The 25,936-nt window shown below is 65.9% G+C and carries 26 protein-coding genes and 1 tRNA gene; 21 read left to right on the forward strand and 6 right to left on the reverse strand.

The genetic code is table 11. The features are described from left to right. Positions 1-19 precede the first annotated feature (19 nt). Together NDN01_RS17200 and NDN01_RS17205 are read left to right on the forward strand one after the other, a co-directional pair. Positions 20-508, forward strand: coding sequence for a VOC family protein (locus NDN01_RS17200; protein ID WP_272622972.1), 489 nt, complete (start codon positions 20-22; stop codon positions 506-508). A 61-nt stretch (positions 509-569) separates the two neighbouring features. After that, the gene (locus NDN01_RS17205) at positions 570-1,232 is read left to right on the forward strand and encodes a dihydrofolate reductase family protein (protein ID WP_272622973.1); all 663 of its coding nucleotides are present in this window, start codon (positions 570-572) and stop codon (positions 1,230-1,232) included. Positions 1,233-1,278: 46 nt separating this feature from the next. On the opposite strand, the gene NDN01_RS17210 is transcribed toward NDN01_RS17205, so the two are convergent. From NDN01_RS17210 to NDN01_RS17220, 3 genes are all read right to left on the reverse strand, one after another. Beyond that, positions 1,279-1,812 carry a hypothetical protein gene (locus NDN01_RS17210; protein ID WP_272622974.1) on the reverse strand — a complete coding sequence of 178 codons (534 nt, stop codon included), beginning with the start codon at positions 1,810-1,812 and terminating at the stop codon, positions 1,279-1,281. 286 nt (positions 1,813-2,098) lie between these two features. After that, on the reverse strand, positions 2,099-4,180 hold the full coding sequence (locus NDN01_RS17215; protein ID WP_272622975.1) for a hypothetical protein: 2,082 nt from the start codon (positions 4,178-4,180) through the stop codon (positions 2,099-2,101). A gap of 164 nt (positions 4,181-4,344) precedes the next feature. Next, positions 4,345-4,959, reverse strand: a complete 615-nt coding sequence (locus NDN01_RS17220; protein WP_272622976.1) for a J domain-containing protein — start codon at positions 4,957-4,959, stop codon at positions 4,345-4,347. 40 nt (positions 4,960-4,999) lie between these two features. On the opposite strand from NDN01_RS17220, the gene NDN01_RS17225 reads away from it, so the two are divergent. From NDN01_RS17225 to NDN01_RS17245, 5 genes are all read left to right on the forward strand, one after another. Next, on the forward strand, positions 5,000-5,284 hold the full coding sequence (locus NDN01_RS17225; protein WP_272622977.1) for a BolA family protein: 285 nt from the start codon (positions 5,000-5,002) through the stop codon (positions 5,282-5,284). Positions 5,285-5,286: 2 nt separating this feature from the next. Next, a complete protein-coding gene (locus NDN01_RS17230) occupies positions 5,287-5,988 on the forward strand; it encodes a glutathione S-transferase (protein WP_272628285.1) in 702 nt (233 codons plus the stop codon). Between the two features lie 35 nt (positions 5,989-6,023). Beyond that, complete coding sequence (locus NDN01_RS17235) at positions 6,024-6,431, forward strand: NUDIX hydrolase (protein ID WP_443025252.1); 408 nt, start codon at positions 6,024-6,026, stop codon at positions 6,429-6,431. Beyond that, entirely contained in the window at positions 6,428-7,327 is a 900-nt protein-coding gene (locus NDN01_RS17240) for a pirin family protein (protein ID WP_272622979.1), read from the forward strand. The genes NDN01_RS17235 and NDN01_RS17240 overlap by 4 nt, the downstream gene beginning before the upstream one ends. 121 nt (positions 7,328-7,448) lie before the next feature. Beyond that, positions 7,449-8,336 carry an alpha/beta fold hydrolase gene (locus NDN01_RS17245; RefSeq protein ID WP_272622980.1) on the forward strand — a complete coding sequence of 296 codons (888 nt, stop codon included), beginning with the start codon at positions 7,449-7,451 and terminating at the stop codon, positions 8,334-8,336. A gap of 24 nt (positions 8,337-8,360) precedes the next feature. Here the strand turns inward: NDN01_RS17245 and NDN01_RS17250 are convergent, their stop codons facing one another. Further along, positions 8,361-8,930 carry an NUDIX hydrolase gene (locus NDN01_RS17250; protein ID WP_272622981.1) on the reverse strand — a complete coding sequence of 190 codons (570 nt, stop codon included), beginning with the start codon at positions 8,928-8,930 and terminating at the stop codon, positions 8,361-8,363. A 42-nt stretch (positions 8,931-8,972) separates the two neighbouring features. Then, positions 8,973-10,070 (reverse strand): DUF2332 domain-containing protein, encoded by a 1,098-nt coding sequence (locus NDN01_RS17255; RefSeq protein WP_272622982.1) that lies wholly within the window; start codon positions 10,068-10,070, stop codon positions 8,973-8,975. 61 nt (positions 10,071-10,131) lie between these two features. Between NDN01_RS17255 and hisG the strand changes: the two genes are divergently transcribed. The 13 genes from hisG (at position 10,132) to NDN01_RS17320 (ending at position 22,988) form a co-directional block, all read left to right on the forward strand. Further along, positions 10,132-10,794, forward strand: a complete 663-nt coding sequence (hisG, locus tag NDN01_RS17260; protein ID WP_272622983.1) for an ATP phosphoribosyltransferase — start codon at positions 10,132-10,134, stop codon at positions 10,792-10,794. A 132-nt stretch (positions 10,795-10,926) separates the two neighbouring features. After that, entirely contained in the window at positions 10,927-12,237 is a 1,311-nt protein-coding gene (gene hisD / locus NDN01_RS17265) for a histidinol dehydrogenase (RefSeq protein WP_272622984.1), read from the forward strand. Then, positions 12,234-12,689 (forward strand): transcription antitermination factor NusB, encoded by a 456-nt coding sequence (gene nusB, locus NDN01_RS17270; protein ID WP_272622985.1) that lies wholly within the window; start codon positions 12,234-12,236, stop codon positions 12,687-12,689. The genes hisD and nusB overlap by 4 nt, the downstream gene beginning before the upstream one ends. A gap of 265 nt (positions 12,690-12,954) precedes the next feature. After that, positions 12,955-13,854 (forward strand): thiamine-phosphate kinase, encoded by a 900-nt coding sequence (gene thiL / locus NDN01_RS17275; RefSeq protein ID WP_272622986.1) that lies wholly within the window; start codon positions 12,955-12,957, stop codon positions 13,852-13,854. Positions 13,855-13,955: 101 nt separating this feature from the next. After that, on the forward strand, positions 13,956-16,094 hold the full coding sequence (locus NDN01_RS17280) for a sodium-translocating pyrophosphatase (protein WP_272622987.1): 2,139 nt from the start codon (positions 13,956-13,958) through the stop codon (positions 16,092-16,094). 184 nt (positions 16,095-16,278) lie between these two features. Beyond that, positions 16,279-18,234: an alpha/beta hydrolase family protein gene (locus NDN01_RS17285; protein ID WP_272622988.1), complete on the forward strand. Its 1,956-nt coding sequence runs from the start codon at positions 16,279-16,281 to the stop codon at positions 18,232-18,234. Between the two features lie 109 nt (positions 18,235-18,343). Then, positions 18,344-18,562, forward strand: coding sequence for a translation initiation factor IF-1 (infA, locus tag NDN01_RS17290; RefSeq protein WP_010162480.1), 219 nt, complete (start codon positions 18,344-18,346; stop codon positions 18,560-18,562). An 11-nt stretch (positions 18,563-18,573) separates the two neighbouring features. Then, positions 18,574-19,143, forward strand: coding sequence for a Maf family protein (locus tag NDN01_RS17295; RefSeq protein WP_272622989.1), 570 nt, complete (start codon positions 18,574-18,576; stop codon positions 19,141-19,143). Beyond that, positions 19,136-20,107, forward strand: a complete 972-nt coding sequence (locus NDN01_RS17300; RefSeq protein ID WP_272622990.1) for a ribonuclease — start codon at positions 19,136-19,138, stop codon at positions 20,105-20,107. The genes NDN01_RS17295 and NDN01_RS17300 overlap by 8 nt, the downstream gene beginning before the upstream one ends. Before the next feature lies 1 nt (position 20,108). Further along, complete coding sequence (locus NDN01_RS17305; RefSeq protein ID WP_272622991.1) at positions 20,109-20,306, forward strand: DNA gyrase inhibitor YacG; 198 nt, start codon at positions 20,109-20,111, stop codon at positions 20,304-20,306. A 40-nt stretch (positions 20,307-20,346) separates the two neighbouring features. After that, positions 20,347-20,422, forward strand: a tRNA-Phe gene (locus NDN01_RS17310). 188 nt (positions 20,423-20,610) lie between these two features. After that, positions 20,611-21,015, forward strand: a complete 405-nt coding sequence (locus NDN01_RS17315) for a DUF2147 domain-containing protein (RefSeq protein ID WP_272622992.1) — start codon at positions 20,611-20,613, stop codon at positions 21,013-21,015. A gap of 80 nt (positions 21,016-21,095) precedes the next feature. Then, positions 21,096-22,988, forward strand: a complete 1,893-nt coding sequence (locus tag NDN01_RS17320) for a RiPP maturation radical SAM C-methyltransferase (RefSeq protein ID WP_272622993.1) — start codon at positions 21,096-21,098, stop codon at positions 22,986-22,988. Here the strand turns inward: NDN01_RS17320 and NDN01_RS17325 are convergent. Continuing rightward, positions 22,985-23,842 (reverse strand): hypothetical protein, encoded by an 858-nt coding sequence (locus tag NDN01_RS17325; protein WP_272622994.1) that lies wholly within the window; start codon positions 23,840-23,842, stop codon positions 22,985-22,987. The two genes, NDN01_RS17320 and NDN01_RS17325, sit on opposite strands and share 4 nt — an antisense overlap. Before the next feature lie 158 nt (positions 23,843-24,000). Between NDN01_RS17325 and NDN01_RS17330 the strand changes: the two genes are divergently transcribed. Further along, entirely contained in the window at positions 24,001-25,923 is a 1,923-nt protein-coding gene (locus tag NDN01_RS17330) for an asparagine synthase-related protein (RefSeq protein ID WP_272622995.1), read from the forward strand. Positions 25,924-25,936 lie beyond the last annotated feature (13 nt).

Below are 25,936 nucleotides of genomic sequence, written 5' to 3' on the forward strand. Positions count from 1 at the left end.
AAGATACGGAGAGAGTGTCATGACGAAGATCACCCCCTGCCTCTGGTATGACGGCACGGCCGAGGAGGCGGCTGCCTTCTACGCCGCGACCTTCCCCGATTCGCGGGTCGAGGCGGTGCACCGCGCGCCGGCGGACTTCCCCGGCGGGCATCAGGGCGATGTGCTGACCGTCGATTTCACGGTGCTTGGCATGCGGTTCCTCGGCCTCAATGGCGGGCCGGCATTCACCTTCGACGAGGCGGTGTCCTTCCAGGTCCATACCGACGACCAGGCGGAGACCGACCGCTACTGGAACGCGATCGTCGGCAATGGCGGTGCCGAGAGCGCGTGCGGCTGGTGCAGGGACAAATGGGGCCTGTCCTGGCAGATCACCCCGCGCGTGCTGACCGACGCGATGACCAACCCCGACCGGGCGGCTGCCGGGCGCGCGATGGAAGCGATGATGACGATGCGCAAGATCGACATCGCGACCATCGAACGGGCGCTGGCCGGAGAGGTCGCGGCATGATCGCCGCGGTCGACATGGAGAAGAACGCCGCCTGAAAGGGCCGCCAGCCAAAGGATATCCCATGAGAAAGATCATCGCGGGCGTGTTCCAGTCGCTCGATGGTATCATGCAGTCGCCCGGCGCCCCCGAGGAGGACCCGACCGGCGGCTTCACGCTAGGCGGCTGGGTCGCCATCCCCGGGGACGCGGTGATCGACGCGCATCTCGGCAGCCTGTTCGACCGCGAGTTCGACCTGCTGCTCGGGCGGAACACCTATGACATCTTCGCTGCCTATTGGCCGTATCAGCCGCCCAATCCGATCGGCGACCTGTTCAACGCAGTGACCAAATATGTCGTGACCTCCTCAACCGAACCGCTGGGCTGGGCGAACTCGGTCGCGATCAACGGCGACGTCGCGGCCGGCATCGCCCGGATCAAGGCAAGCGAGGGCCCGGACCTGCTCGTCCAGGGCAGCACCAGGCTCTATCCCGCGTTGCTGGCGGCGGGCCTGCTCGACCGCCTATCGATCATGACCTTTCCGGTCGTGCTGGGCAGCGGCAAGCGGCTGTTCGCGGAGGGCGTGGCACCCGGCACGATGACCCTGGTCGACTCAAAGGTGTCGAGCACCGGCGTGATCATCGCGACCTACGAACCCGCCGGTCCGGTCCGAACCGGTTCCTTCGCGACGCAGGAACCCTCCGCCCCGGAGATCGCGCGCCGGGAGAAGATGGCGCGCGAGGGCTGAAGCGGGCATCGGCGCGCGCCTCTCGCGATGCCTGGGGCGTCCGATCTCATTTGGGAGCGCTCCATTTCCAATTTGGCCCCAACGCTTTGCGCCTATCTTCTTCGGAGAACGGACAATCACCGCTCATGACGAAATCGGACATTTCGTATTTTCTGATTCGCTCACCATCGGTATCAGCCTTGTACGCGCCCAAGGCATCGCTGATCCGTTTGCAATTCCGCAGGACCGGCACGGCCGAGATCAGGCTGATCAGCGCAAGATTTGCTTCGTTGTCACCAAGCCTGATAGCAGTTTCCCAATGGTGCCTGGCGGCGACGAAATCGCCTGAAATCTCGCTATGCAATGCCAAGTATCGGTAAGCCTTGGCATCATGATTCACTGCGGCCTTGCGGGCAAGTGCATCGCAGCCTCCAAACCTCTCCCCGGCGTCGTTCTGGATCGTCCAAGCCTCTGCGGCCCGCAAGCATTCCCCAAGAGTCGTTTTCCGGTCGGAATAGAGCCATACACCGATCACCGCGCCGCCTGCCAAGGCAAAGCTGATACAGGCCAGCAATATCCGTGCGAGAGTTCCCTTGATCACAGCCCCCTCCCCCGCATGCTGAGACAAACGAGATTCCAATTTGCGAAATGCCAGCTTACACAATGTTCGCCTTCCGTTCCGGATGTGTCAAGTTGAGCTATCGTTTTATCGATGGACTGCGGATACCGAATAACGAGACAGTCCATCGGACATAGTGACGCAGCCATGCGCCCGATCCCGAATCATCATCAGGTCGTATAGTGCCGTCCACAAGCCTATTTAGCCCACCATAGATACATATTCTGATCTCAGAATATTAAATTTCAATAATATAATCACCCAATAGTTAAAATATAAATCCTTCTCTAATCTTAGTCAGATCACTTTTTGCTTGATATGGAACCCGAACGTCGATTTTCTGATCCTCCTGAGAAATATTCCATTTCCATTCCGATGATTGAGGATCGTATCTCAATCCAAGTAGTCTCGATGGAACCTCTTTTCCCTTATAGTATTTAACATACCCAGATTTTTCACCCACCCCATATCCCAGCGAATATACCGTGAGATCGTATTTTTTATGAGTTTCGTTCGGAGCCGTCACATATGCTCGCGCGGCGTAGACGATTCCTCCAGTAAGTTCTGATAATATTCTTGCCTCAGTCCCATTTGCTGCGAAACAACTGGATAGGATAATGGTTGTTCCCATTTTGTAGTTTTTACCGAGCCGGGCCAATATTTTTTTAGCACTGAGAGCGGGCTGCCTCTCGCCACGCGAGGCATCGGCTATTTGTCCTTTTGGCGATCCATGCGAGAATATTATAACCGCGTTCGCCGGGCTTCCCATTTTCTTCAAAGCTGCGATTTCCGGTCCGTCTTTGACCTCGCTTAGAAGATTTAAGCTCATCCCTTTTTCCCCCGATGCGGGCCCAGGCCGTTTGCGTCCGCCCGACAAGAGATTCGCATTGATGTCTCCAATCTCCATCTCGGATGAAGGCAGCGTTTCGAGCCCACGAACCACTTGTCTGCCGGATGGGAGCACGGCCTTTTGACCACCCACGAAAGCGGCTTGTTGGATGAGTGGCGCAAACCCGGTTTGGCTGATTGAAGGCCGACCCAACAACTTTGAGATTTTGCCTAACGAAGACACGGCATTAGGTCGCTCCTCGCCAAGGCCCAGCTGGATCGCCCCGAGCCTGCCATATTCCTCCGGCGCCACTTTGCCGCGTATCAGCCTCAAATCCTCCTTCGCGAACGCAGCCGGATTCTCCGACGCCATGATGCTCATCATCAGTGACGTCGCGCCGCCCGGCACGACTGGGGTCGGATCGAGATTGACCAGCGCCAGACCCCGCAACGCCTGATCGGTAGCCTCGTCGAGATCGCGACGCACGGCAGCCGGGATCTGCGAGATCGAGGTGAAGCCCGACCCAAGCCGCTCGGCAGTCGCAAGCCCGGCTTCGCGCGCAACGTCAGCCGCCTGTTTGCGGGCACGCGCCTCCAGCGAGGCGCGGTCGTCGAGATCGTCCAGGGCGTAGCGCTTGAGCGTCTCGCTCAAAGGCCCCGCCTCGATCTCCTGCGCGATGGCGGCGCGGCGTTCGGCGGAGAGCACGATGCCTGCCTCTTCGGGCAACAGGCGCTTGTCCACCTCCGCCGCCCCAAACTTGCGCGCGAGTGGCTCAAGCAATTCCTTATCGACCGCCTGGCGGTCGGCCGGAGTCATCGTGTCGCGCATCGACCGGTAGCGGTTGGCCGCCTCGACCGGATCGCGGTCGATCATGCCCTGCACCACGCGTCGCCGGACGCCCGAAACATAGGCCGTCACGCTGCGCTCGATCTCGGACGGATCGACGCCGCGTGCCTCCGATCGTCCGACGATCGAGTCCACGCCGGTTTGAAGATGCTTGTCGAACAGCGCGGGATTATCCGGAGTATCGACCGCATCGTCGGCGGCATTCTGCTCGATCCGCAGGCCTTGCTCGTTCTGGCCGCGCCGCATCGCCTGTTCCGCGCTGCTCAGGGCGCCCGAGAGATCGTAATCGAACCGCTCGGCGATGACATGATCGAACTGGCCGCGCTGGCGATCGTTCTTCAGCCCGCTGCGGATCCAGTCGCGCAGCCCGCCATAATCGCGCGTCATGCTGTCCAGCATGCCCTGCGGATCGCCCTCGAATCTGCCCAGCGCGTCGGTGCGAATGCTGCGCGCGCCCTCGGCATAGGCATTCCACGCCTTCTTCACCTGAAGCTCGTCGTCGCGGTCCTGCCGCTGCTGCGTCTCGACCGCGATCTTCTGGCCGGTGTCCGCCAGCTCGCGCATGCCGGCGCCAAGCGCCTGCAGCCCGGCGCCGGAATAATCGCCGGGCTGGAGTTTCGCATCCGTCACGCCGGCGACGCCGACGCGGTTCTGCTCTGTCGGGACCGTCGGCATGTCAGTATGCCGAGCGCGTATTGGAGAAAATCACGGTCATGTACGCCTCCTTGGTTCGAAGGAGAGGTATGACGGGCGGGCGCTATGTTGAATCGACACGCGGCCTTTGGCCGGTTGGGGCATGTCCCGCCCGATCCTGCACGCATCGACGCTCTGTCGCGCCCTCAGGCGAAGGCCGGCGCGCCCTTCAGCTGGGTATAGGCCGCGATCACCTCCTGCAGGATCTTTTCGTGGCTGCGGTCGCCGCCGTTGCGGTCCGGATGATAGCGGCGGACGAGTTCCGCATAGCGCTGGCGCAGGCCGCGGCGGTCGACGTCCAGGGGCAGGCCAAGGATCCTGAGCGAGCGGCGGTCGCTTTCCGACAGCGGCCGTCCGTCCTTGCGCGCCGCCGTCTCCGCCATGCGGCGCTGGAAGCGCGCGCCGATCGCGTCGAGCGGATCGGTGAAGTCGGCCCAGCTCGGCGGGCGATCCGCGCCGCTGGTGGCGAAGGCGCGGGTCTCGCGCTCCCATCCGGCAAAGGGGCGTTGCGCGTCGTGGATCTCGTCGGCACTCATGCCCTGGAAGAAATTATAGCCGGCGTTGAATTCGCGCACATGATCCAGGCAGAACCAGCGATAGGGGCGCGGCCCTTCGAAGTCGTTCGCCGGCCCGTCTGCCGGAGGCGCACGGAATTCACCCGGAAGCGCGCAGTCCGGATGCGCGCACGCGCGCTCCGCCCCTTCCACGCGACCGTGGAAGCGGGCGTTCGGCCGTTCTTTCTTTTCCCTGTCCCGCGCCACGCGGCTCCCCGAATTCGACAAAGCGGCCTATATAGGGGCCATGACCAATCTCGCCACCGGCCCCGTCGCATCCGAAATCGCAACCCGTCTCGCCGCCGCGCTCGACCCGACGCATCTGGAGGTGGTGAACGACAGCCACCACCATGCCGGGCATATGGGCGATGACGGCACGGGCGAATCGCACTTCACCGTCATCGTCGAGAGCCCGGCCTTTTCCGGCCTGAACCGCGTACAGCGCCAGCGGCTGGTGAACCAGGCGCTCGCCGATCTGTTGTCCTCGCGCATCCATGCGCTGGCCATCCGGGCACGCGCGCCGGGAGAATAAGCATCATGTACAGGCTCTGGTACTGGCCCTCGATCCAGGGGCGTGGCGAGTTCGTGCGGCTGCCGCTGGAAGCGGCGGGCATCCCCTATGAGGATTGCGCGCGCGAGACGGACGAAAAGGCGCTGATGGCGAACATGGAGACGCAGGACGATGACGGTCCATTCGCCCCGCCTTATCTGGAGACGAAAGACGGGACGATCGCGCAGGTCGCCAACATCCTGCTCTATCTCGGCGAGGCTCACGATCTCGTACCCGCGGCGCAGCGGCACTGGATCAACCAGCTCCAGCTCACCGTCGCCGACCTGGTCGCGGAGGTGCACAATGTGCATCACCCGGTCAGCACCTCCGACTATTATCGCGACCAGAAACCCGAGGCGGCCCGCGCGGCGACGACGATGCGCGAGGAGCATATGTCCAAGTTCCTCGGGCATTTCGAGAACGCCGCGAAGGCCAATGTCGGCGACTGGCTGACCGGATCGCGGTGGTGCTATGCCGATACCTCGCTGTTCCAGGTGATCGAAGGGCTGCGCTACATGTTCCCGAAACGCATGGCGACGATCGAGGGAGATTATCCCGAGCTGATCGCGCTCCGCAACCGTGTCGCCGAACTGCCGGGCATTGCCGCCTATCTGGCGAGCGACCGGCGCATTCCGTTCAACCAGGACGGCATCTTCCGCCACTATCCCGAGCTCGACGCGGCGTGAGCCTGGCCAAGCGCCCGGCGGCGCGGATCCTGCTGATGGACCCGGCCGGGCGGGTGCTGCTGTTCCGCTTCGTCGCCGCCGACCGGCCACCCTTCTGGGCGACGCCGGGCGGCGCGGTCGATCCGGGCGAGAGCTATGAGGACGCGGCGCGGCGCGAATTGATCGAGGAGACCGGTATCCACGCCGATCCGGGGCCCGAGCTCTTCAGGCGAGTCGTCGAGTTCGTCACGCTGGAGGGCGTGCCGGTGCTGGCCGACGAGCGCTATTTCCTGATCCGCACCGATGCCGACGGGATCGATACCTCGCGCCACACCGAACTGGAACGGCGGGTGATGCAGCACTGGCAATGGTTTGACCGCGACGCGATCGCCGCGCACCATGAGCTGATCTATCCCGAGGACCTCGCCGAGATCCTGTCGGGCCTGAATGGAGCCGAATCATGATCGACGATTTCGTCCTGCACACCATCCTGCCGACGACTCACGACCTGGGCGGCTTCAAGGTGCATCGCACCCTGCCGTCGAAGCCACGCACGATGGTCGGGCCGTTCCTGTTCTTCGACCAGATGGGGCCGGCGCATCTTGAGGTGGGCACCGGCATCGACGTGCGACCGCATCCGCACATCAACCTGGCCACCGTGACCTATCTGTTCGGCGGGGCGATCGACCATCGCGACTCGATCGGCACCTTCGCGACGATCGAGCCGGGCGCGGTGAACCTGATGACGGCCGGGCGGGGCATCGTCCATTCGGAGCGCTCGCCCGCCAGCGAGCGAGCGCAGGGACCGGACCTGTCGGGTATCCAGACCTGGATCGCGCTGCCCGAGGCGAACGAGGAGATGGACCCGGCGTTCGAGCATGTCGCCAAGGCCGACCTGCCCGTGATCGAGACACCAAATGCCCGCGCCCGGATCATCATGGGCAGCCTGTGGGGCTCGACCGCGCCGACCACCACCTATGCCGGGACGATCTATGCCGACATCGTGCTCGATCCGGGCGGCGAGGTGCCGGTCGACGCCGATGCCGACGAACGCGCCGTGTATCTCGCGCTGGGCGAGGCGAGCCTCGACGGCGTGCCGCTCGAGCCGATGACTCTCTATGTGCTGAAGCCCGGCGTGGCGACATCTCTGAAATCGCGCGACGGCGGGCGGGTGATGCTGTGCGGCGGCGACGCCTTTGCGACGCCGCGCCATGTGTGGTGGAATTTCGTCTCGTCGAGCCGCGAACGGATCAACCAGGCCAAGGAGGACTGGCAGGCAGGCCGATTCCCCAAGGTGCCCGGGGACGACAAGGAGTTCATCCCGATCCCGGCGATTCCGAAGACTGTGAGCTATCCGTGATTCTGTTCCCCTCCCGCTTGCGGGAGGGGTTAGGGGTGGGCTCGCGCTCACCAGCAATGAGCCGTTTGTGGAAGCCGGGAGCCCACCCCCGGCCCCTCCCGCAAGCGGGAGGGGAGTAAAAATGGCCTTCGACCTCCAACGCATCGACCTTCCAACCGGCGTCGCCCTGGACGTCGCCGTCGCGGGCGACCCGGCGAATCCCGCGATCATCCTGCTCCACGGCTTTCCCGAATCGCACCGCACCTGGCGGCACCAGATCCCCGCGCTGGCGAAGACCCATTTCGTGCTCGCACCCGACCAACGCGGTTTCGCGCGGTCGTCGAAGCCGGAAGCGGTCAGCGACTATACCCCCGACAAGATGGTCGGCGACCTGATCGCGCTCGCCGATCATTTCGGCGTCGGGACCTTCACGCTGGTCGGCCATGACTGGGGCGGCGCGATCGCGTGGATGGCAGCGCTGACCCGGCCCGACCGGGTCGCGAAGCTGATCATCGTCAACGCGCCGCATCCGTTCGTCTTCCAGCGGTCGATGTTCGACGATCCGGCGCAGCGCGAGGCGAGCCAGTATATCCGCGCCTTCCGCAACCCGGATTTCGAGAAGCATATCGACGCGATCGGCCTGTCCGCGTTCTTCGACGGCAGCTTCATGCGCCATACCGATTTCGAGAACGTCGCGGCGGAGAAACCGACCTATCTCGACCAATGGGGCCAGCCGGGCGCGATGACCGCGATGCTCAACTGGTACCGCGCCAGCGCAATCATCGTGCCCGAGATCGGCGAGGACGCCGAACGCCCGGCATTCCTGAACGCGCCCTTCCCGCCGATCAGACAGCCGACGCTGGTGATCTGGGGCGTGCAGGACAAGGCATTGCTGCCGAGCCAGCTCGAGGGGCTCGACACGCTGGTGCCCGACATGACGCTGGTGAAGGTCGATGCCGGGCATTTCGTGCCATGGGAAGCGCCCGACGCAGTGACCGGCGCCATTCGGGACTGGCTGGCCCGCGCCTGATTACCCGCCTGTCCTGTCGGTCGATCACCATCGACCGATCATCGACAGCGCAACAGCGAGCGCGGCGACGTGCATCGACTGCAGTATCTCGCCCGCCTTGGCCATGCGGACCACCTCGTCCACCGGGCGCGGGATGATGCGGAGTCGTTCGGTCGGATCATCCTGCGGCGTCGCCGTCCGGATCGCCGCACGGGCGAGGAGGAAATGGCATTCGTTGGCCATATTGGACGGATTTGGCGCTAGCGCCGTCAGATACTGCCAGTCCGACGAGACATAGCCCGTTTCCTCCACAAGCTCGCGGGCGGCGGCCGTGACCAGATCGGTATCACCGGGCTCGACCCCGCCAGTCGGGAGTTCGAGCGACATGATGCCCCGGCCGTGGCGATATTGCTCGACCAGGATGATGCGATCCTGATCATCGATCGCGACGACGATGACCCAATCGGGGTATTCAAGCACATAATAGGGCGCGATCTCCATGCCCTCGACCGTGACGCAGTTATCCGCCCTGACGCTGATCCAGCGATCCTGGAGAACGTGCCGCGAACCGGTAACGGTCCAGGGCTGAAGGATCGAGCTGTCGGACGCGGTCATACAGTCTAATCCCATGGGACCCGGTTCGACCACAAGCCGGCATCAGACCGATATCTTCGCCGCATCGGGCAGGTCGATTCCGGTAGGATCGCGTTCGGGCAGGCCGGCGTCGATCCAGGCAGCATGGGCGTGCGAGGTCGCGACCGTTTGCCAGGCACCGTCGCCGGGCCAACTGCGCACGCGAATGACTTGATGGGCTAGCGCACGATCGGGCTCCATCATCACCCAGCCAAGCGGGCAATCCACAGCGGCACGGGCACCGGCCGTCTTCATGGTGACCCTGATCCGTTCAGCGACCTGCTCGGGCAAATACTGCCAGACCACTGAATGCATCAGCACTCGCGTCACGCCTTCGGCCTGGGGTTCGGCAAGGCGGGCTTCGATCCAGTCGGCGGCATCGGCGCGTTCGAGCCTGACCGGGCGGTCGCGCAGCATCGCTATGGCGGTCTTCAGCCGGGTCGCGCGATCGGGCTTCTCCGCCCAGACATAAGCGGCAAGGCGCGCTTCCGCCGCTGGGTCGGTAGCGTCGATCGGGTTAATATCGCAGCCGCGCGTGCTCACGATCTCGATCGGCACGTCGGGCGGCGGCGGACCTTTCCACTCGGGCACGATGGCGACCGGCGAATCGGCGGGCCCCACTATCGTGCCGCCCAGATCGAAGCGATAGCGATCGATCATAAGGTTGAGACCTGCACTCGATCCGATCTCAAGCAGCTCGATCCTTGGCCCGTGCCGCCGGGCGATCTCCAGCAGGCCCGTCATCAGCGCGGCGGAGCGGCCAGGTTCGTTAGTCTGAGGTGGGCCATCGAGCCAGGGAAGCAGGTCGGCGTCATGCTCGACGAGCACGCGGACAAGGTCGGCCTCGATGGCGCCGGGATCGGTGACGCTACCGTTGAACAGGGCCGTCAGCCCGGCATCCTTCCCCGTGAGCACCAGCGCGTGCAGCCCGCCGACGAGTCGCAGCGGCAGTGCGGCGCGAGTCGGCTCGCCCGGCCAGTCGAGCAATGTCGCCCCCACCTTGCTGTCGCGATTGAGGCCCCTGGCCAGCGCCGCACAGATGCGTGCGTAAGCGGGCGCGGCCATGGCCTTGCAATAATGTTCCTGGATCAGGAACGCGCCGCGGACATTCTGCTCGGTCATAGGGCCTCCTTGCCGCGTCTGTTGCGCCCGCGAGGGGCCGCAAGTAAAGCCCCGCTCACTCATGGCCGATCCGATCATCATCGCCGTCCCCAAAGGGCGCATCCTTACCGAGGCCGTGCCGCTGCTCGAGCGTGCCGGAATCTCGCCCGAGGCGGCCTTCGCCGACGAGGACAGCCGCGCGCTGCGCTTCTCCACCAGCAACCCCGGCATCGACCTGATCCGGGTGCGCGCGTTCGACGTGGCCACCTTCGTCGCGCATGGGGCTGCACAACTGGGCATCGTCGGCTCCGACGTGCTGGCCGAGTTCGACTATTCGGAACTCTACGCACCGGTCGACCTGGGCATCGGGCATTGCCGGCTGTCAGTCGCCGAACCGGCCGACATGGCGGCGGGCGACGATCCGCGCGGCTGGAGCCATGTGCGGATCGCGACCAAATATCCGCATGTCACGCGCCAGCATTTCGAGGCGCGCGGCGTTCAGGCGGAGTGCGTCAAGCTCAACGGCGCGATGGAACTGGCGCCGACGCTGGGGCTGGCGCCGCGGATCGTCGACCTGGTGTCGTCAGGCAAGACGCTGAAGGAGAATGGGCTGGTCGAGGTCGAGGTGATCGCCGAGGTCACGTCGCGCCTGATCGTCAATCGGGCGGCGTTCAAGACTCGGGCCGAGGTGGTGCCGCTGGTGGATGCATTCCGGCGGGCGGTGGAGATGCGCGATGCGGCTTGATGCCCCGCACCTTCCCGGGAGTGGCTCATTTCTCCGTTCGTTTCGAGCGGAGTCGAGAAATCTGAGTCAACCGCCCTTGACCTGTTTCTCGACGTCGCTCGAAACGAACGGGTTTGAAGGGGCACACCGCTCATGATCCGCCTCTCAACCTCCGATCCCGATTTCGCGCGCGACTTCACCGCCCTGGTCAACGCCCGCCGCGAGGCCGACGCCGATGTCGCGCGTGACGTGCGAGCGATCGTCGCCAGCGTGCGCGACGAGGGCGATGCCGCGCTCCAGACGTTCACCAGGAAGTTCGACCGGCACGACCTGGAAGAAACCGGCTGGCAGATCGAGAAGACAGACTGGCTCGCCGCGCTGAACGGGCTCGAACCCGAACTGCGCGCCGCGCTTGAACTCGCCGCCGAGCGCATCGCCGCCTACCATATCAAGCAGAAGCCCGAAGACAGCGACACCACCGACTCGGCCGGCGTCAGGCTCGGCGCGCGGTGGAACGCGATCCAGGCGGCGGGCATCTATATCCCGGGCGGCCGGGCGGCCTATCCGTCGTCAGTGCTGATGAACGCGATCCCCGCCAGGGTTGCCGGCGTGGAACGGCTGGTGATGGTCACGCCGACCCCGGACGGCGAGGTCAATCCGCTGGTGCTGGCCGCCGCCCACATCGCCGGCGTGGACGAGATCTGGCGGATCGGCGGCGCGCAGGCCATCGCCGCGCTTGCCTATGGCACCGGGCGCATCGCGCCGGTCGATGTGATCACCGGCCCCGGCAATGCCTGGGTCGCCGAGGCAAAGCGCCAGCTCTACGGCGTGGTCGGCATCGACATGGTGGCCGGGCCGAGCGAAATCGTGGTGGTTGCCGATGGCAGGAACGACCCCGACTGGATCGCCGCCGACCTGCTGAGCCAGGCCGAGCATGACCCGACCAGCCAGTCGATCCTGTTCACTGACGATGCCGATTTCGGCAACGCCGTCGCAGAGGCGGTGGACGCGCAGATCGCCCAGCTTTCAACGGCGAAGGTGACGCGCGAGAGCTGGGATGCGAACGGCGCGATCATCGTCACCGCCGACCTGTTCGAGGCGATCCCGCTGGTCGACCGGCTGGCGCCCGAACATCTCGAGCTTGCGTGCGACGATCCCCAGGCGCTGTTCGACCGGGTTCGCCATGCCGGATCGGTATTCATCGGCCGCCATACGCCCGAGGCGATCGGCGATTATGTCGCCGGTCCCAACCATGTCCTCCCGACCGGCCGGCGCGCGCGCTTCGCCTCCGGCCTGTCGGTGCTCGACTTCATGAAGCGCACCAGCTTCCTCCAGCTCGACGCCGCTGCGCTGAGCGCCATCGGCCCGGCGGCCGTGGCGCTGGCCGAGGCGGAAGGGCTCCCTGCCCATGCGAAATCAGTGGCGCTCCGCCTCGCGGGCGACCAGACGGAATTGACATTATGAGCCGAACCTCAGCCCGTTCCACGGCGCGCGCCGCCGCCAGGCTTGCCGCGACCCAGGCACTCTACCAGCACGAGATGGAGGGCGCCGCGGTCGCGGCACTGCTCCACGAATTCCACCAGCATCGGCTCGGCGCGACGATCGAGGACGCCGAATATGCCGAGGCCGAGGTCGATTTCTTCGACGATCTCGTGAAGGGCACGGTCGCGCGCCAGAGCGAGATCGACTCGGCGATTTCCGGCAAGCTGGCCAAGGGCTGGGTGCTCGAGCGGCTCGACCGGTCGATGCGCGCGATCCTGCGTGCCGGGACCTATGAACTGCTGGCGCGGATGGACGTGCCGGTGGCAACGGTCATCACTGAATATGTCGATGTGGCGCATGCCTTTTTCGACAAGCGCGAGGCGGGTTTCGTGAACGGGTTGCTCGATGCGATCGCGAAGGATGTTCGGAGTTAAGAGCGCCGGGTGTGTCCTTCATAGCCCCTCCCCTTCAGGGGAGGGGTTGGGGTGGGGCAGTCCCGCAGCCGCCATCATTCGTGGCTGGCGGCGTGGGGGGGGGGGGGGGGGGGGGGGGGGGGGGGGGGGGGGGGGGGGGGGGGGGGGGGGGGGGGGGGGGGGGGGGGGGGGGGGGGGGGGGCGGGGGGGGGGCGCAGCCGCCATCATTCGTGGCTGGCGGCGTCCCCCACCCCTAACCCCTCCCCTGAAGGGGAGGGGAATTTAAGTGAACGAAGCGGAGTTCCTTGCTGCCCTGCGCGCCCTGCCGCTCCATCCGGCGGCACGCGGTTTGCTCGACGATACCGCGCTGCTCGACGCGCGCGGCCCGCTGGTTCTGACCAGCGATACCATCGTCGAGGGCATCCACTTCCTCTCCACCGACCCGGCCGAGGATGTCGCCTGGAAACTGGGTGCGGTGAATCTCTCCGACCTCGCCGCCAAGGGCGCGCTGCCCTTGGGGATGATGCTCAACTACACGCTGACCGGCGATTCCGCCTGGGATGCCGGCTTCATTAAAGGGCTGCGACAACTCGACTGTGCACTAATCGGCGGCGACACGGTATCGCTGCCGTCGGGCGCGCCGCGTGTGCTGACGCTGACCGCCTTCGGCAGCGACGCCACCGCACCGCTGCGCTCCGGTGCGCGGGCCAGTGATGCGCTTTATGTCACCGGCACGATTGGGGATGCCGGTGCGGGGCTTTCCATCGCGCAGGGCATGTCGGGCCCGGCGGAACTGCTTGCCGCCTATCGCCGGCCCATGCCGCGCATCGCCGACGGTCGGGCGCTAGCCCCTCTCGTCCACGCGATGATGGACGTATCCGACGGGCTGCTGATCGATGGCGCTCGCATGGCCGAGGCAAGCGGGCTGGCACTGGAAATAGACCTGGCCGCTGTCCCGCTGTCCCCGGCCTATCGCCGCTTCGTCGGCGACGACCGGGACGCACGCATTGCCGCCGCAACCGCCGGTGACGATTATCAGCTGTTGTTCGTGGCACCGCCCCGCTTTGCGCTGCCCGTCCCCGCCACCCGTATCGGCAGCTTTTCGCCCGGTGCCGGACTATGCCTCATGGATGGCGCCGAAGCGGTGGCATTACCTCCCCGACTCGGCTTCGAGCACGCCGCCTGACCGGCTTGCGCTCCCGTCGAGCGCCTCTATACCTTTCGCCTAAATGTCGATGACACAGGTCTCAAAGACCTGGCGGGGGCACCACTAGGGGAAGGATAAACATGACAATTGTTTATGCGGCCATGATCTGCGGCGTGATCGCCGTACTTTATGGTATCATTACCAGTCGCCAGATTCTTGCCGCAAGCGCCGGCAACGAGAAGATGCAGGACATCGCGGCAGCCATCGCGGAAGGCGCCAAAGCCTATCTCGGCCGGCAATATCGCACCATCGCGATCGTCGGCGTCGTCGTCGCCGTCCTGGTCGGCTATTTCCTCGGCATCATCTCGGCCGTCGCCTTCGCGATCGGCGCGATCCTCTCGGGCGTGACCGGCTTTATCGGCATGAACGTGTCGGTGAAGGCCAATGTCCGCACCGCGGAGGCAGCGCGCACGTCGCTGCAGGGCGGCCTGACCATGGCGTTCCGCTCGGGCGCGGTCACCGGCATGCTCGTCGCTGGCCTGGGCCTGCTCTCGATCAGCGGGCTGTTCTGGTATCTGATCGCACAGGGCCATTACGACCTGGCAGTGCAGGCCGACCGACGCGTGGTGGTCGACTCGCTCGTCGCGCTCGCCTTCGGCGCCTCGCTCATCTCCATCTTCGCGCGTCTCGGCGGCGGCATCTTCACCAAGGCCGCCGATGTCGGCGCCGACCTGGTCGGCAAGGTCGAGGCCGGCATCCCCGAGGACGACCCCCGCAACCCGGCGACCATCGCCGATAACGTCGGCGACAATGTCGGCGATTGCGCCGGCATGGCAGCCGACCTGTTCGAGACCTATGTCGTCACCATCGGCGTGACCATGGCCTCGATCGCGCTGCTGCTGCCGAACGCCGACCATCTGTTCCAGCTGATGACCCTGCCACTGCTCGTCGGCGGCGTCTGCGTCATCACCTCGATCATCGGCACCTATATGGTGCGGCTGGGCGGCGGCGAGTCGATCATGGGCGCGCTCTACAAGGGCTTCTGGACCACGGTCGTGCTCTCGATCCCGGCGATCTATTTCGCGACCCAATATGTGCTGGGCGACATGCATACCCGTATCGGTGGCGGTTCGTTCCTCGATGCCGGTGCCGAAGTTTCGACCGGCTTCACCGGCATGGCGCTGTTCTGGTGCATGATGATCGGCCTCGCGCTCACCGGCGCACTGGTGTGGATCACCGAATATTATACCGGCACCAACTATCGCCCGGTCCGCTCGATCGCCAAGGCGTCCGAGACCGGGCACGGCACCAACGTCATCCAGGGCCTGGCCGTAAGCCTGGAAAGCCCGGCGCTGCCGACCATCGTCATCTCGGTGGCCGTTATCGCGAGCTACCAGCTTGCCGGCATCATCGGCATCGCCTTCGGCGCGACCGCGATGCTGGCGCTGGCCGGCATGGTCGTTGCGCTCGACGCCTATGGCCCGGTCACCGACAATGCGGGGGGCATCGCCGAAATGGCGGGGTTGCCGGAAGATGTCCGCCATCGCACCGACGCGCTGGATGCGGTCGGCAACACCACCAAGGCGGTGACCAAGGGCTATGCCATCGGCTCCGCGGCGCTCGCCGCGCTGGTGCTGTTCGGCGCGTACACGACCGATCTGGGTATCTATTTCCCCGATCTCGCGGTCGATTTCTCGCTGAGCAACCCGTACGTCATCGTCGGCCTGCTGCTCGGCGCGCTGCTGCCGTTCAGCTTCGGCGCGTTCGGCATGACCGCGGTTGGCCGTGCCGCTGGATCGGTCGTCGAGGACGTCCGTGCCCAGTTCCGCGACAATCCGGGCATCATGGCCGGCACCAGCCGCCCCAATTATGCCCGGACCGTCGACCTCGTCACCAAGGCGGCGATCAAGGAAATGATCATTCCGTCGCTGCTGCCGGTGCTGACCCCGATCATAGTGTATTTCATCATCACGGCGGTGGCCGGCCAGGCGAGCGGCTTCGCCGCGCTCGGCGCGCTGCTGCTTGGCGTGATCGTGTCGGGCCTGTTCGTCGCCATCTCGATGACATCGGGCGGCGGCGCCTGGGACAATGCCAAGAAATATATCGAGGACGGCCATCACGGCGGCAAGGGCAGCGAAGCCCATAAGGCAGCGGTGACCGGCGACACGGTGGGCGATCCCTACAAGGACACTGCCGGCCCGGCGGTGAACCCGATGATCAAGATCACCAACATCGTCGCCCTGCTGCTGCTCGCGGCGCTGGCGCACGCGGCCGGCTGATCGCTCCTTCGGGAGGCTTCGGCCTCCCGCCACCTTCCAGACCCCGTCCGGCACCGTCCGGGCGGGGTCTTTCTTTGTGCCGCCGGCATTCCGAAATCTCCATTCCGGTGCGAATGCATCGAACCTGCTTACTTTCCCCGGCCGCGGTGCTCGCCTAAAACGGACAATCGAGGGGTATCGGGGGATGATCATGCGAGCTGTGGTGCTGGGCGCGAGCGCCCTTCTCTTGTCCGGATCGGCGGCGATCGCCCAGCAGGCGGCCCCGCCCGTTGTCGCGCCGGCCGCGCCGGCGGACGCCCCCATTCCAGCGGAGCTGTTCGGGCGGCTACCCTTCATGGAAGCGCCGCAATTGTCGCCCGACGGCACCAGGGCCGCCGCCCGCCTGGCGGTGAACGGAACGCAGCGGCTGGCGATCATCCCGCTCGACGATTCGAGCAAGATGGTTCAGATCAACCAGGGCGAGATCGACCTCAACAGCTGGACCTGGGTGAACGACAGCTGGCTGGTCGCACGGATCGGAACGAACACCCCGGTCGAGGGCGACACCTGGTATGTGCGGCGCGCGATCAGCATCAGCGCCGACGGCAAGAAGATGCAGGTGCTGGGCAAGCAGGACGCGGCGCAGGGCGCCGACGATATCCTGTGGATCGCGCGCGACGGATCGCCGCACGTCCTGCTCGCGATGCAGACCTCGATCTATTCGGACCGCCCCGGTTTCTGGCCCGAAGTGCGCGATTTCGATGTATCGACCGGCAAGGGGAAACGCGTGCTGGCGCCATCGACCGACGTCATGGACTGGTATGCCGACAGCACGGGCACCGTCCGGCTCGGCATCGCCTATGTCGATTCGACGCGCACCTCCAAGATGCTCTATCGCGACCGGAACGACCAGACCTTCCGTACCGTCGACAAGGTACGCGGGCCCGGCGCGTCGCTGGGCAACGTGCCGGCGATGTTCCTGCCCGAGCCGGGCAAGGCGATCGCCTATGACGATGCGGGCGGGTTCAACGCGCTCTACAATCTCGATCTCGCGTCGCTGAAGACGGGCGAGAAACTGTTCGGCGTTCCCGGCTACGACATCGACAACCTGATCACCGGCGACGGCGGTACACGCCTGATCGGCATACATTATACCGACACGCGCGCCCGCACCCACTGGTTCGATCCCGCACTGGCCGATATCCAGGCGAAGATCGACCAGGCGGTCGGCACGCGCCGGGCCCAGATCAAGTCCTGGAGCCGCGATTTCAAGGTCCTGATCGTCCTGGTCGACAGCCCCGACAATCCGGGCACCTATTATATCTTCCGCCAGGACGAGGGCGTGATGCACGTCTTCGCCTCCGTCAACGAGGGGCTTGGGCGAAAGGCGTACGGCCCGGTCAGCTCGATCCGCTACAAGGCGCGCGACGGGCTGGAGATCGAGGCGATCCTGACCCGGCCCAAAGGCGGGACGGGCAAGAACCTGCCGCTGATCGTGATGCCGCATGGCGGCCCGTTCGCGCGCGACGACGAGAGCTGGGACTGGTGGGCGCAGTTCCTCGCCAGCCGCGGCTATGCGGTGATCCAGCCCAATTACCGCGGATCGTCGGGTTACGGCACCGCCTTTTCGGAAAAGGGCAACGGCCAATGGGGCCTGGCCATGCAGGACGACCTGATCGACGCGATCAAATGGGCAGCCAAGGAAGGCATCGCCGATCCCAGGCGCGTGTGCATCGTCGGCGGATCCTATGGCGGCTATGCGGCGCTCCGCGCGGCGCAGCGCGACCATGGCACCTATCGCTGCGCGATTTCCTATGCCGGCGTGTCGGACATGGCGGCGATCCTGCGCCACGACGGCAGCTTCCTGAACGGCGGACGAAGCAAGGACTACTGGCGCAGCCAGTCGACCGACCTGAAAGGCGCCTCCCCGATCAACTTCGCCACCGATTTCTCGATTCCGGTGCTGGTCATGCACGGCAAGGTCGATGCCCGGGTACCGGTGAAGCAATCGCGCGAAATGGTCGAGAAGCTGAAGGCCGCGGGCAAGACCTATCGCTATATCGAGCAGCCCCTGGGCGACCATCACTTCTCCCGCGAGGCCGACCGCATCCAGTTCCTGAAGGAAATGGAGGCGTTCCTGAAGGAGTATAACCCGGCGTGACGGCGCAACCACGCGCTGCCCGGCGGGCGGGACAGGCGGGTGCTTCCCTTTTGGCTGCTTTGCGGCTAAGGCCCGCGCTCACTTATCCCCAACATCGCTAGAGGTTTGTTTGGCCAAGGAAGAATTGCTCGAAATGCGCGGCCAGGTGGTGGAGCTTCTGCCCAACGCCATGTTCCGCGTAAAACTCGAAAACGATCATGAAATTCTCGGCCATACCGCCGGCAAGATGCGCAAGAACCGCATCCGCGTGCTGGTGGGCGACGAGGTTCTTGTCGAACTGACCCCGTACGACCTGACCAAGGGTCGCATCACCTACCGCTTCAAATAAGCAGCGGGCCTGTGCGGCTCGTTCTTGCCTCCACCTCCCCGCGCCGGCGCGACCTTCTTGCGCGGCTTGGTGTCGAGCCGGCGCGTGTCGCCGACCCAGCCATTGACGAGACGCCGCTGCCCGGCGAGCTGCCGCGCGCCCATGCCCTGCGCCTGGCCGAGGCCAAGGCGCGCGCCGTCGAGCGCGCACCCGACGAGATCGTGCTGGCCGGCGACACGGTAATCGCGCTGGGCCGCCGCGTCCTGGGCAAGGCCGAAAATGAGCCTGAGCTGCGCGGCATGCTCGGCCTGCTTTCCGGCCGGCGCCACCATTGCCTTACTGCCGTCTGCGTGGTCGATGCCAGCGGCAAGGCGCGCACCCGCCTGTCCGATACGATCGTCGCGTTCAAGCCGCTGAACGGGGCCGAGATCGACGCCTATGTCGCGAGCGGCGAGGGGCTTGGCAAGGCGGGCGGCTATGCCATCCAGGGCCGGGCCGAGGCGTTCGTGCGCTTCCTCTCCGGCAGCCATTCCGGGGTGATCGGCCTGCCCCTGTTCGAGACCCGCGCGCTGCTCGCCGCAGCCGGGATGCCTCTTGGCTGAGCACGCATCCGCCGAATGGTTGTACGAGCCCGGAATCGGCGAGGCGCGTGCGGCGCTGGTCGAGGACGGCGCGATCGTCCAGGCGCTGATCGAGATCGACAGCGACTTTCCCCGACTCGGCGCGGTGCTCGCCGCCCGGCTGGTCGAGATCACCGTCAAGGGCCGCGAGGGCCGGGTGACGATCGAGGGTGGCGGCGAGGCGATGCTCTCCCCGCTGCCCGCAGGCATCACCCAGGGCGCGGCGCTGACGGTCGAAATGATCCGCGAAGCGATCCCGGAGACTGGGCGCGCGAAACTTGCCAGGGTCGCCCCGGCCGAGCCCGGCGCTGTCCCAGCCCCCGGACCCGACCTGCTCGCGCGGATCACCGCGTCGGGCCAGCCGCTGCGCATCCTGCGCGCGCACGAACCTGACGCGCTGGAGGCAGCAGGCTGGTCCGAGGTGCTTGAAGAAGCGCTGAGCGGCGATATCGCCTTTCCCGGCGGCGCGCTGCGCCTGTCGCCGACGCCGGCGATGACGCTGTTCGACGTGGACGGCCATCCGCCGCTCGAGACGCTGGCGATCAACGCGGCTCATGCGGTGGGTGCGGCGATCCTGCGGCACGATATCGGCGGCTCGATCGGCATCGACTTTCCGACGATCGAGGGCAAGGCCGCTCGCCAGGCGGTGGCGGCAGCGATCGACGCTGCGCTGCCGCCACCGTTCGAGCGCACCGCGATGAACGGATTCGGCTTTCTGCAGATCGTGCGCCGTCGCGCGCGCGTGTCGCTGCCTGAGCTGCTCCGCGCCGACCGCGCGGGCGCCGAAGCGCGGGCACTGCTCCGCGCGATCGAGCGCACACCCCCACCGGGCATCCGGCACCACAAAGCGACCCCGCGCGTTCTGGCCTGGCTGACGGCGCGCCCCGCGCTTGTCGCCGAACTGGCGCGCCGAACTGGCATGCACCATGATTTCGAGGCGAGCTGACATGGCGAAGAACGACAAATGCCCGATCTGCGGCAAACCAGCTGCCGCTGAGCACACCCCGTTCTGCAGCCGCGGCTGCCGCGACCGCGATCTCCTGCAATGGCTCGGCGAAGGGTATCGCCTTCCTGCAGGGCCCGCCGATCCGGAAGAGTCATCGACTGCATCACGCGGGCTGGACAGCGCCAACGACGCCGATTAAGAGGCCCGCTCTTTCCGGCGCCCGTCAGGCGCGCCGGCATGCCCGGGTAGCTCAGTTGGTAGAGCATGCGATTGAAAATCGCAGTGTCGGCGGTTCGATCCCGTCCCCGGGCACCATCCTTTCCCTTCCACCCTTTCTTCCGCAATGCAGACCACGGCAAGGACGGCGCCGTCGAGATGCGGCCGACACGTCGAAGCGCGCGAATCCTGCGTGCGACGCCCGGAAGACGGAGTCCATTGTCATCCACGGTTCAGCTTCGCAGCGATATTTCTGCCCCTGCCCTTTACCCAGGGAGGATGATTCCATGCGGAAGGTCGCCGCGCTTCTCGCCGCCGTGATTGTGCTTGCCGCTGCCAGTCCGGCCGCTGCGGCCAGCCCGCCCCCGGGCGTCTGGGCCAACCCGTCCGACAGCGTGCGCGTCGCCTTCAGGCGCTGTGGCGACGCGATCTGCGGCACGGTGATCTGGGCGAACGCCAAGGCCGAGGCAGATGCCCGGCGCGGCGGCACAGACCGGCTGGTCGGCACCATGCTGTTCCGCGATTTTGTCGAAGAAGACCCGCATCGCTGGAGCGGCGAAGTCTACATCCCCGATATCGGACAGAGCCTGTCGGGCACGATCACCCAGATCGATGCGCGCACCCTGGTTGGCGAAGGCTGCGTATTCGCCGGGTTCGGCTGCAAATCCCAGACATGGAAGCGTCTGAAATAGCCGGTCGATCGAACGGCAGGAGCTAGATCCATTCCGGCGCGAACGGCGGGCGAAGCTTGCATTCGGCGCTCGCGCGACGGATGCTTCGTCCTTACGGACAGCCGATAGGCAGCCAGCAGGATCGGAGCAACACGACGATGGGGATCGAACCGGCGGAGCCCGCCTCCTCCTGCGACATCTGCCTGGTCGTGCCGCCGTTCGACGCGATCAATTTCCCCGCGCTCGGCACCGCGATCCTGGCCACGGCTTGCCGCGCCCGCGGGATGAGCGTGACGATCGTCTATGGCAGCATCCTGCTCGCCGCCGAGATCGGCTATGATGATTATTGCCGGATCTGCGATTCGCCCATCCGCACCATGATGGGCGAACGGCTTTTCCGCCGATACGCCTTTCCGCCCGAGATCGAGCGGACCATCCCGGACGGCGAGCCGCTGACGGGAAATGGGCAGGCTGTTTTCGATCGCGCCGCCCCGCTGATCGATCCGTTTCTCGACGACCTCGCCGATCGGGTACTCGCGTTGCGCCCGAAGCTTATCGGCATCGCCTCGACCTTCCAGCAGAATCTGGCCGCCGGCGCGACCGCGCTCCGGCTGAAAGCGCGCGCGCCCGACCTGCCCATCGTACTGGGCGGCGCCAATGTATCGACCCCGATGGGCGAGGGGCTGGCCCAGGTCTTTCCGTGGATCGACCGGTTCGTGTCGGGCGAGGCCGATCTCGTCTTCCCGGCGCTGTGCGAGACTTATCTCAAGACCGGCGCGCTGCCTGACGAGAAGCTGGTCGCCTGCGGGCCGATCGACGACATGCGCGTGGTGCATACGCCCAATTTCGCTGATTATTTCGCGGTGCTGCGCGAATGCCAGGCGGCGGGAAAGCTACCGATGAGCCTGCCCGAATTCCTGACGCTGGAAAGCTCGCGCGGATGCTGGTGGGGGCAGAAGAACCATTGCGTGTTCTGCGGCCTGAACGCGCTCGGCATGGATTTCCGCAAGAAGGACGCGCGGCGGGTCTTCCGCGAGTTGAAGGACCTGACCGAGACCTGGGGGGTGAAGCGAGTCGCTGCCTCCGACAACATCATGCCGCTCAACTATCTCGACGAGCTGATGCCGGCGCTCGCCGCCTGGGAGGGGCGCCCCCACCTCTTCTACGAGGTCAAGGCGAACCTGCGCGAGGACCAGATGGACGTGCTGGCGGCGGGCGGGGTCAACGCGATCCAGCCGGGCATCGAATCGCTGTCGTCACGGCTGCTGAAGCTGATGCGCAAGGGCGTGTCGGGACACCAGAACATCGCCTTGCTGCGCCATTGCAAGGCGCGCAACATCAGCGTCGGCTGGAATTATATCTACGGCTTTGTCGGGGAAGAGATCGCCGATTATGACGGCGTCATCGAAATGATGCCCAAGATCGAGCATCTCGAACCGCCGACAGGGTGCAACCAGATCATCGTCGATCGCTACAGCCCCTATCACACCGCCCATAAGGAGCTCGGGATCGGCGAGATCACGCCCTACCCCTCTTATTACGCGCTCTACCCGCCCGATGCGCCGCTGATGGACATCGCCTATCATTTCAAGGGTTCCTACACGACGCCGCTGCTGTCGAGCCCGGCCGATGTCGAGCGACTGTGCGCGGCCATCGAGCGCTGGCGCGAACGGTGGCGGACACCACCGCACGCGCCAGCGCTGCGCCTGCTGCCGCGCCCGAACGGCGCGGTCATCGTCGATACGCGGAGCATTGCGCGCGCGAAGCTGACCATCATCTCACGGGAGCAGGACGAGGCGCTGAAGGTGCTTGACCGCCCAAAGCCGCTCGATGCGCTCGATCCTGAGACACGCGCGCAGGTCCCGTTCCTGCTCGAACGGGATTTCGTGATCGATCATGAGGGCTTGCTGCTTACCGTCGTAACCCGCCCGAGAGTACTGGCGCGGCCCATTGCGGCGAGGCCGGCCGACCAGGCCGAGATGCAGGCAGCCTAGGCGGGGCGCTCTCGCGCGAGGGCCGCGACCGTCGCAGCGACGCTGTCGGCAAGTTCCTCAACCGACAGCGCCTTCGCACCACCAAGGCCGAACAGCCTGCAATCCGCGGCCATGCGCCTGACAAGATCGAACTGCGCGCGCTGGCCGCCCATCGGCTTCACGAATTGCGGGCGGCAGGCATGGCGAAGAAGCAGCCCCATCCGGTCGGCCCCCTCGACCGGCCGGCAGCCGGGCGTCGTGCCGGGCCGCAGCTCGAAGATCGCGGACAGGCGGACCGGCTCGGCATGGGCCGGTGCCGGAAGATAATATTTGTCCATGACCGCCGATACGCGCCGCAACGTGGCGGGGGCGACCCCGATCAATGCACAGGCATCGCCCCAGAGCTTGATCTGACCGGAGCTCGGCCAGGCGAGCGGTGGCCCGGTAGCGGTGCTGATGCGCGTGGTATCGTCGGCGACCAGCGCCCAGCCACGCCGGCTCAAGGCTGCCGCGAGGGTCGATTTGCCGTTGCCCGACGCCCCGCAGATGGCGATCGCGCCAATCCCGTCCGGTGGGACGAGGCTGGCCGCGTGCAGGGGATATTCCCCCCGCTGATGGATGAGGGCGGCGCGCACACTGCCGTTCATCACCTGAGTGAAGATTCCGCGATCAGCGGCAGGATCGATCGAGAAGTCGACCGACCGGCCGTCGCGAATGAGGAAACTGCCAAGCGCCGGGATCACGATCAGCAATTCACCCGGCCTTGCCTCACTATACTGGCCAGCCGGCTCACCGCCGGGCAGGGAAGACGGCAGTGTCGCGACCTGGCGCAGGACAATATCGGGCAGGCCGGGCAAAAATTCAGTAAGTTCCACGCAGCAGCAGCTAGGCAATAAGCCGGCCAAAGGAAAGTTCCGGCGAAGGAATTGCCACCGGAAGCATCCCCAGTTGCATATTACCGGCGAAAGGGGACATTGGCGGCGGCGATGCTCGACATTCTCCAGCCCTTTTCCCGCACCATGGCGGAACGACGATGACGGCGTTGGCCGGCATGTGGCGCCTCGACATGCGTCCGGATGCGGACGATGCCTGCGCCAGCATGCTCGCGGCCCAGGCACTGTACGGACCGCACGGCACTGCCGGCTGGTCCGACGGGCCGATCGCGCTCGGCCGCCGGATCTTCCGCGTGCTGCCGGAGGACGTGCATGACGATGCGCTCCAGGTCGGCGCCGGCGGGCGGCTGGTGATGGCCGCCGACGTCAGGCTGGACAATCGCGATGAGTTGCTCGCCGCCCTGGGGATCGGGAACGATCGCGCCAGGACCCTGTGCGACGCGGCCGTGCTGATGGCCGCCTATGAGCAATGGGGCGAGGAAACGCCTGATCGCCTGTCCGGCGATTTCGCCTTCGCCGTCTGGGATCGGGAGCGCCGGCGCCTGTTCCTCGCGCGCGACTTCATGGGCCATCGGCCGCTGCATTTCCATCGCGGCAAGGGATTCTTCGCCTTCGCCTCGATGCCGAAAGGCCTGCACGCGCTGGCCGAAATCCCGTATGCGCCCGACGAACGGCGCGCGGCCGAATTCCTGACGCTGATGCCGGAGGGTGATTCGCGCAGCTTCTTCGAGGGCATCGAGCGCGTCCAGGCAGGCCATGTCGTGGTCGTGACCGCTGACGAGGTGACGACCCGACCTCACTGGCAACCACGGCGCGAGCGACTGAAGCTGCGCAGCGCTGACGACTATGCGGCGGCGATGCGCGATCTGGTCGACGAAGCAGTGCGCGTCCGTCTGCGCCGCGCGGCGCGGCCGATCGCCGCGCATCTCAGCGCCGGCCTCGACAGCGCGGTGGTCGCCGCCTCCGCCGCGCGACTGATGGCGCCGGCCGGCGAAAGGCTGACCGCCTATACCGGCGTGCCGCGGCGGGGCTATGACGGGCCGGTTCCTGCCGGCCGGATCGCCGACGAAGGTCCGCTGGCGGCAGCGACGGCCGGACTCTACCCCAATATCGACCATGAACGGATCAGCGCGACGCGACCGCTGCTCGATTCGCTCGACCGCAATTTCCACCTGTTCGAACAGCCGATGCTGAACCTCTGCAATAGCTGGGTGCTGGCGATCAACGATGCCGCCCGGTCAGCCGGAATATCGGTCCTGCTGAACGGCCAGATGGGCAATTTCAGCATCAGCTACACGGGATCTGAAGCGCTGGCCGAACTGTTCGCGTCGGGCAGGTGGCTGCGACTGATACGCGAAGGCCGCGGCCTGGTGCGGAACGGGGGCATGCGGTGGCGCACAATTGCGGGGAAAGCGATCTCGCCCTTCCTACCTGAAGCCCTGCTTCAGCGCCTGAGGCAGACCCCGCCTGACATCCATGGCTATTCCGCGATCAGCCCGGAGCGGCTCCGGGCGCTCAACCTTGCGTCGCAGGCCGAATCGCGCGGCCTGGATTTCACCTATCGCTCGCGGGCTGACGGTTTTTCCACGCGGCTATGGGCGCTCCGCCGGATCGATCTCGGCAATGTCAACAAGGGCGTGCTCGGCGGCTGGGGGATCGACCAGCGCGACCCCACGGCGGACCGGCGACTCGTCGAATTCTGCCTGTCGGTGCCGAGCGAACAATTCCTGGCGGGCGGCGTATTCCGCGGGCTTGCCCATCGGGCGTTCGCCGACCGCCTGCCCGCGCCGGTGCTGGCGGAGCGACGCCGGGGCCTTCAGGGCGCCGACTGGCACGAAGGGCTTTCCGCATCTCGGGCCATGGCCGCGGAGGAACTCGACCGGCTCGACGAGTGTGCGCCTGCCGCCGCGGCGCTCGATCTGTCACGGATGCGGCAACTCGTCGCCACCATGCCGACGAGTGGATGGGAGAAGGATTCGGTGATGCAGGCCTATCGCCTGGCGCTGCTGCGCGGTCTTTCGACCGGGCATTTCCTGCGCAAGGCGATGCGTTCGAACCATTGAGCCCCGACCACCG

The sequence above is a fragment of the Sphingomonas sp. QA11 genome (genome assembly GCF_028473665.1).
Taxonomy (GTDB): domain Bacteria; phylum Pseudomonadota; class Alphaproteobacteria; order Sphingomonadales; family Sphingomonadaceae; genus Sphingomonas; species Sphingomonas phytovorans.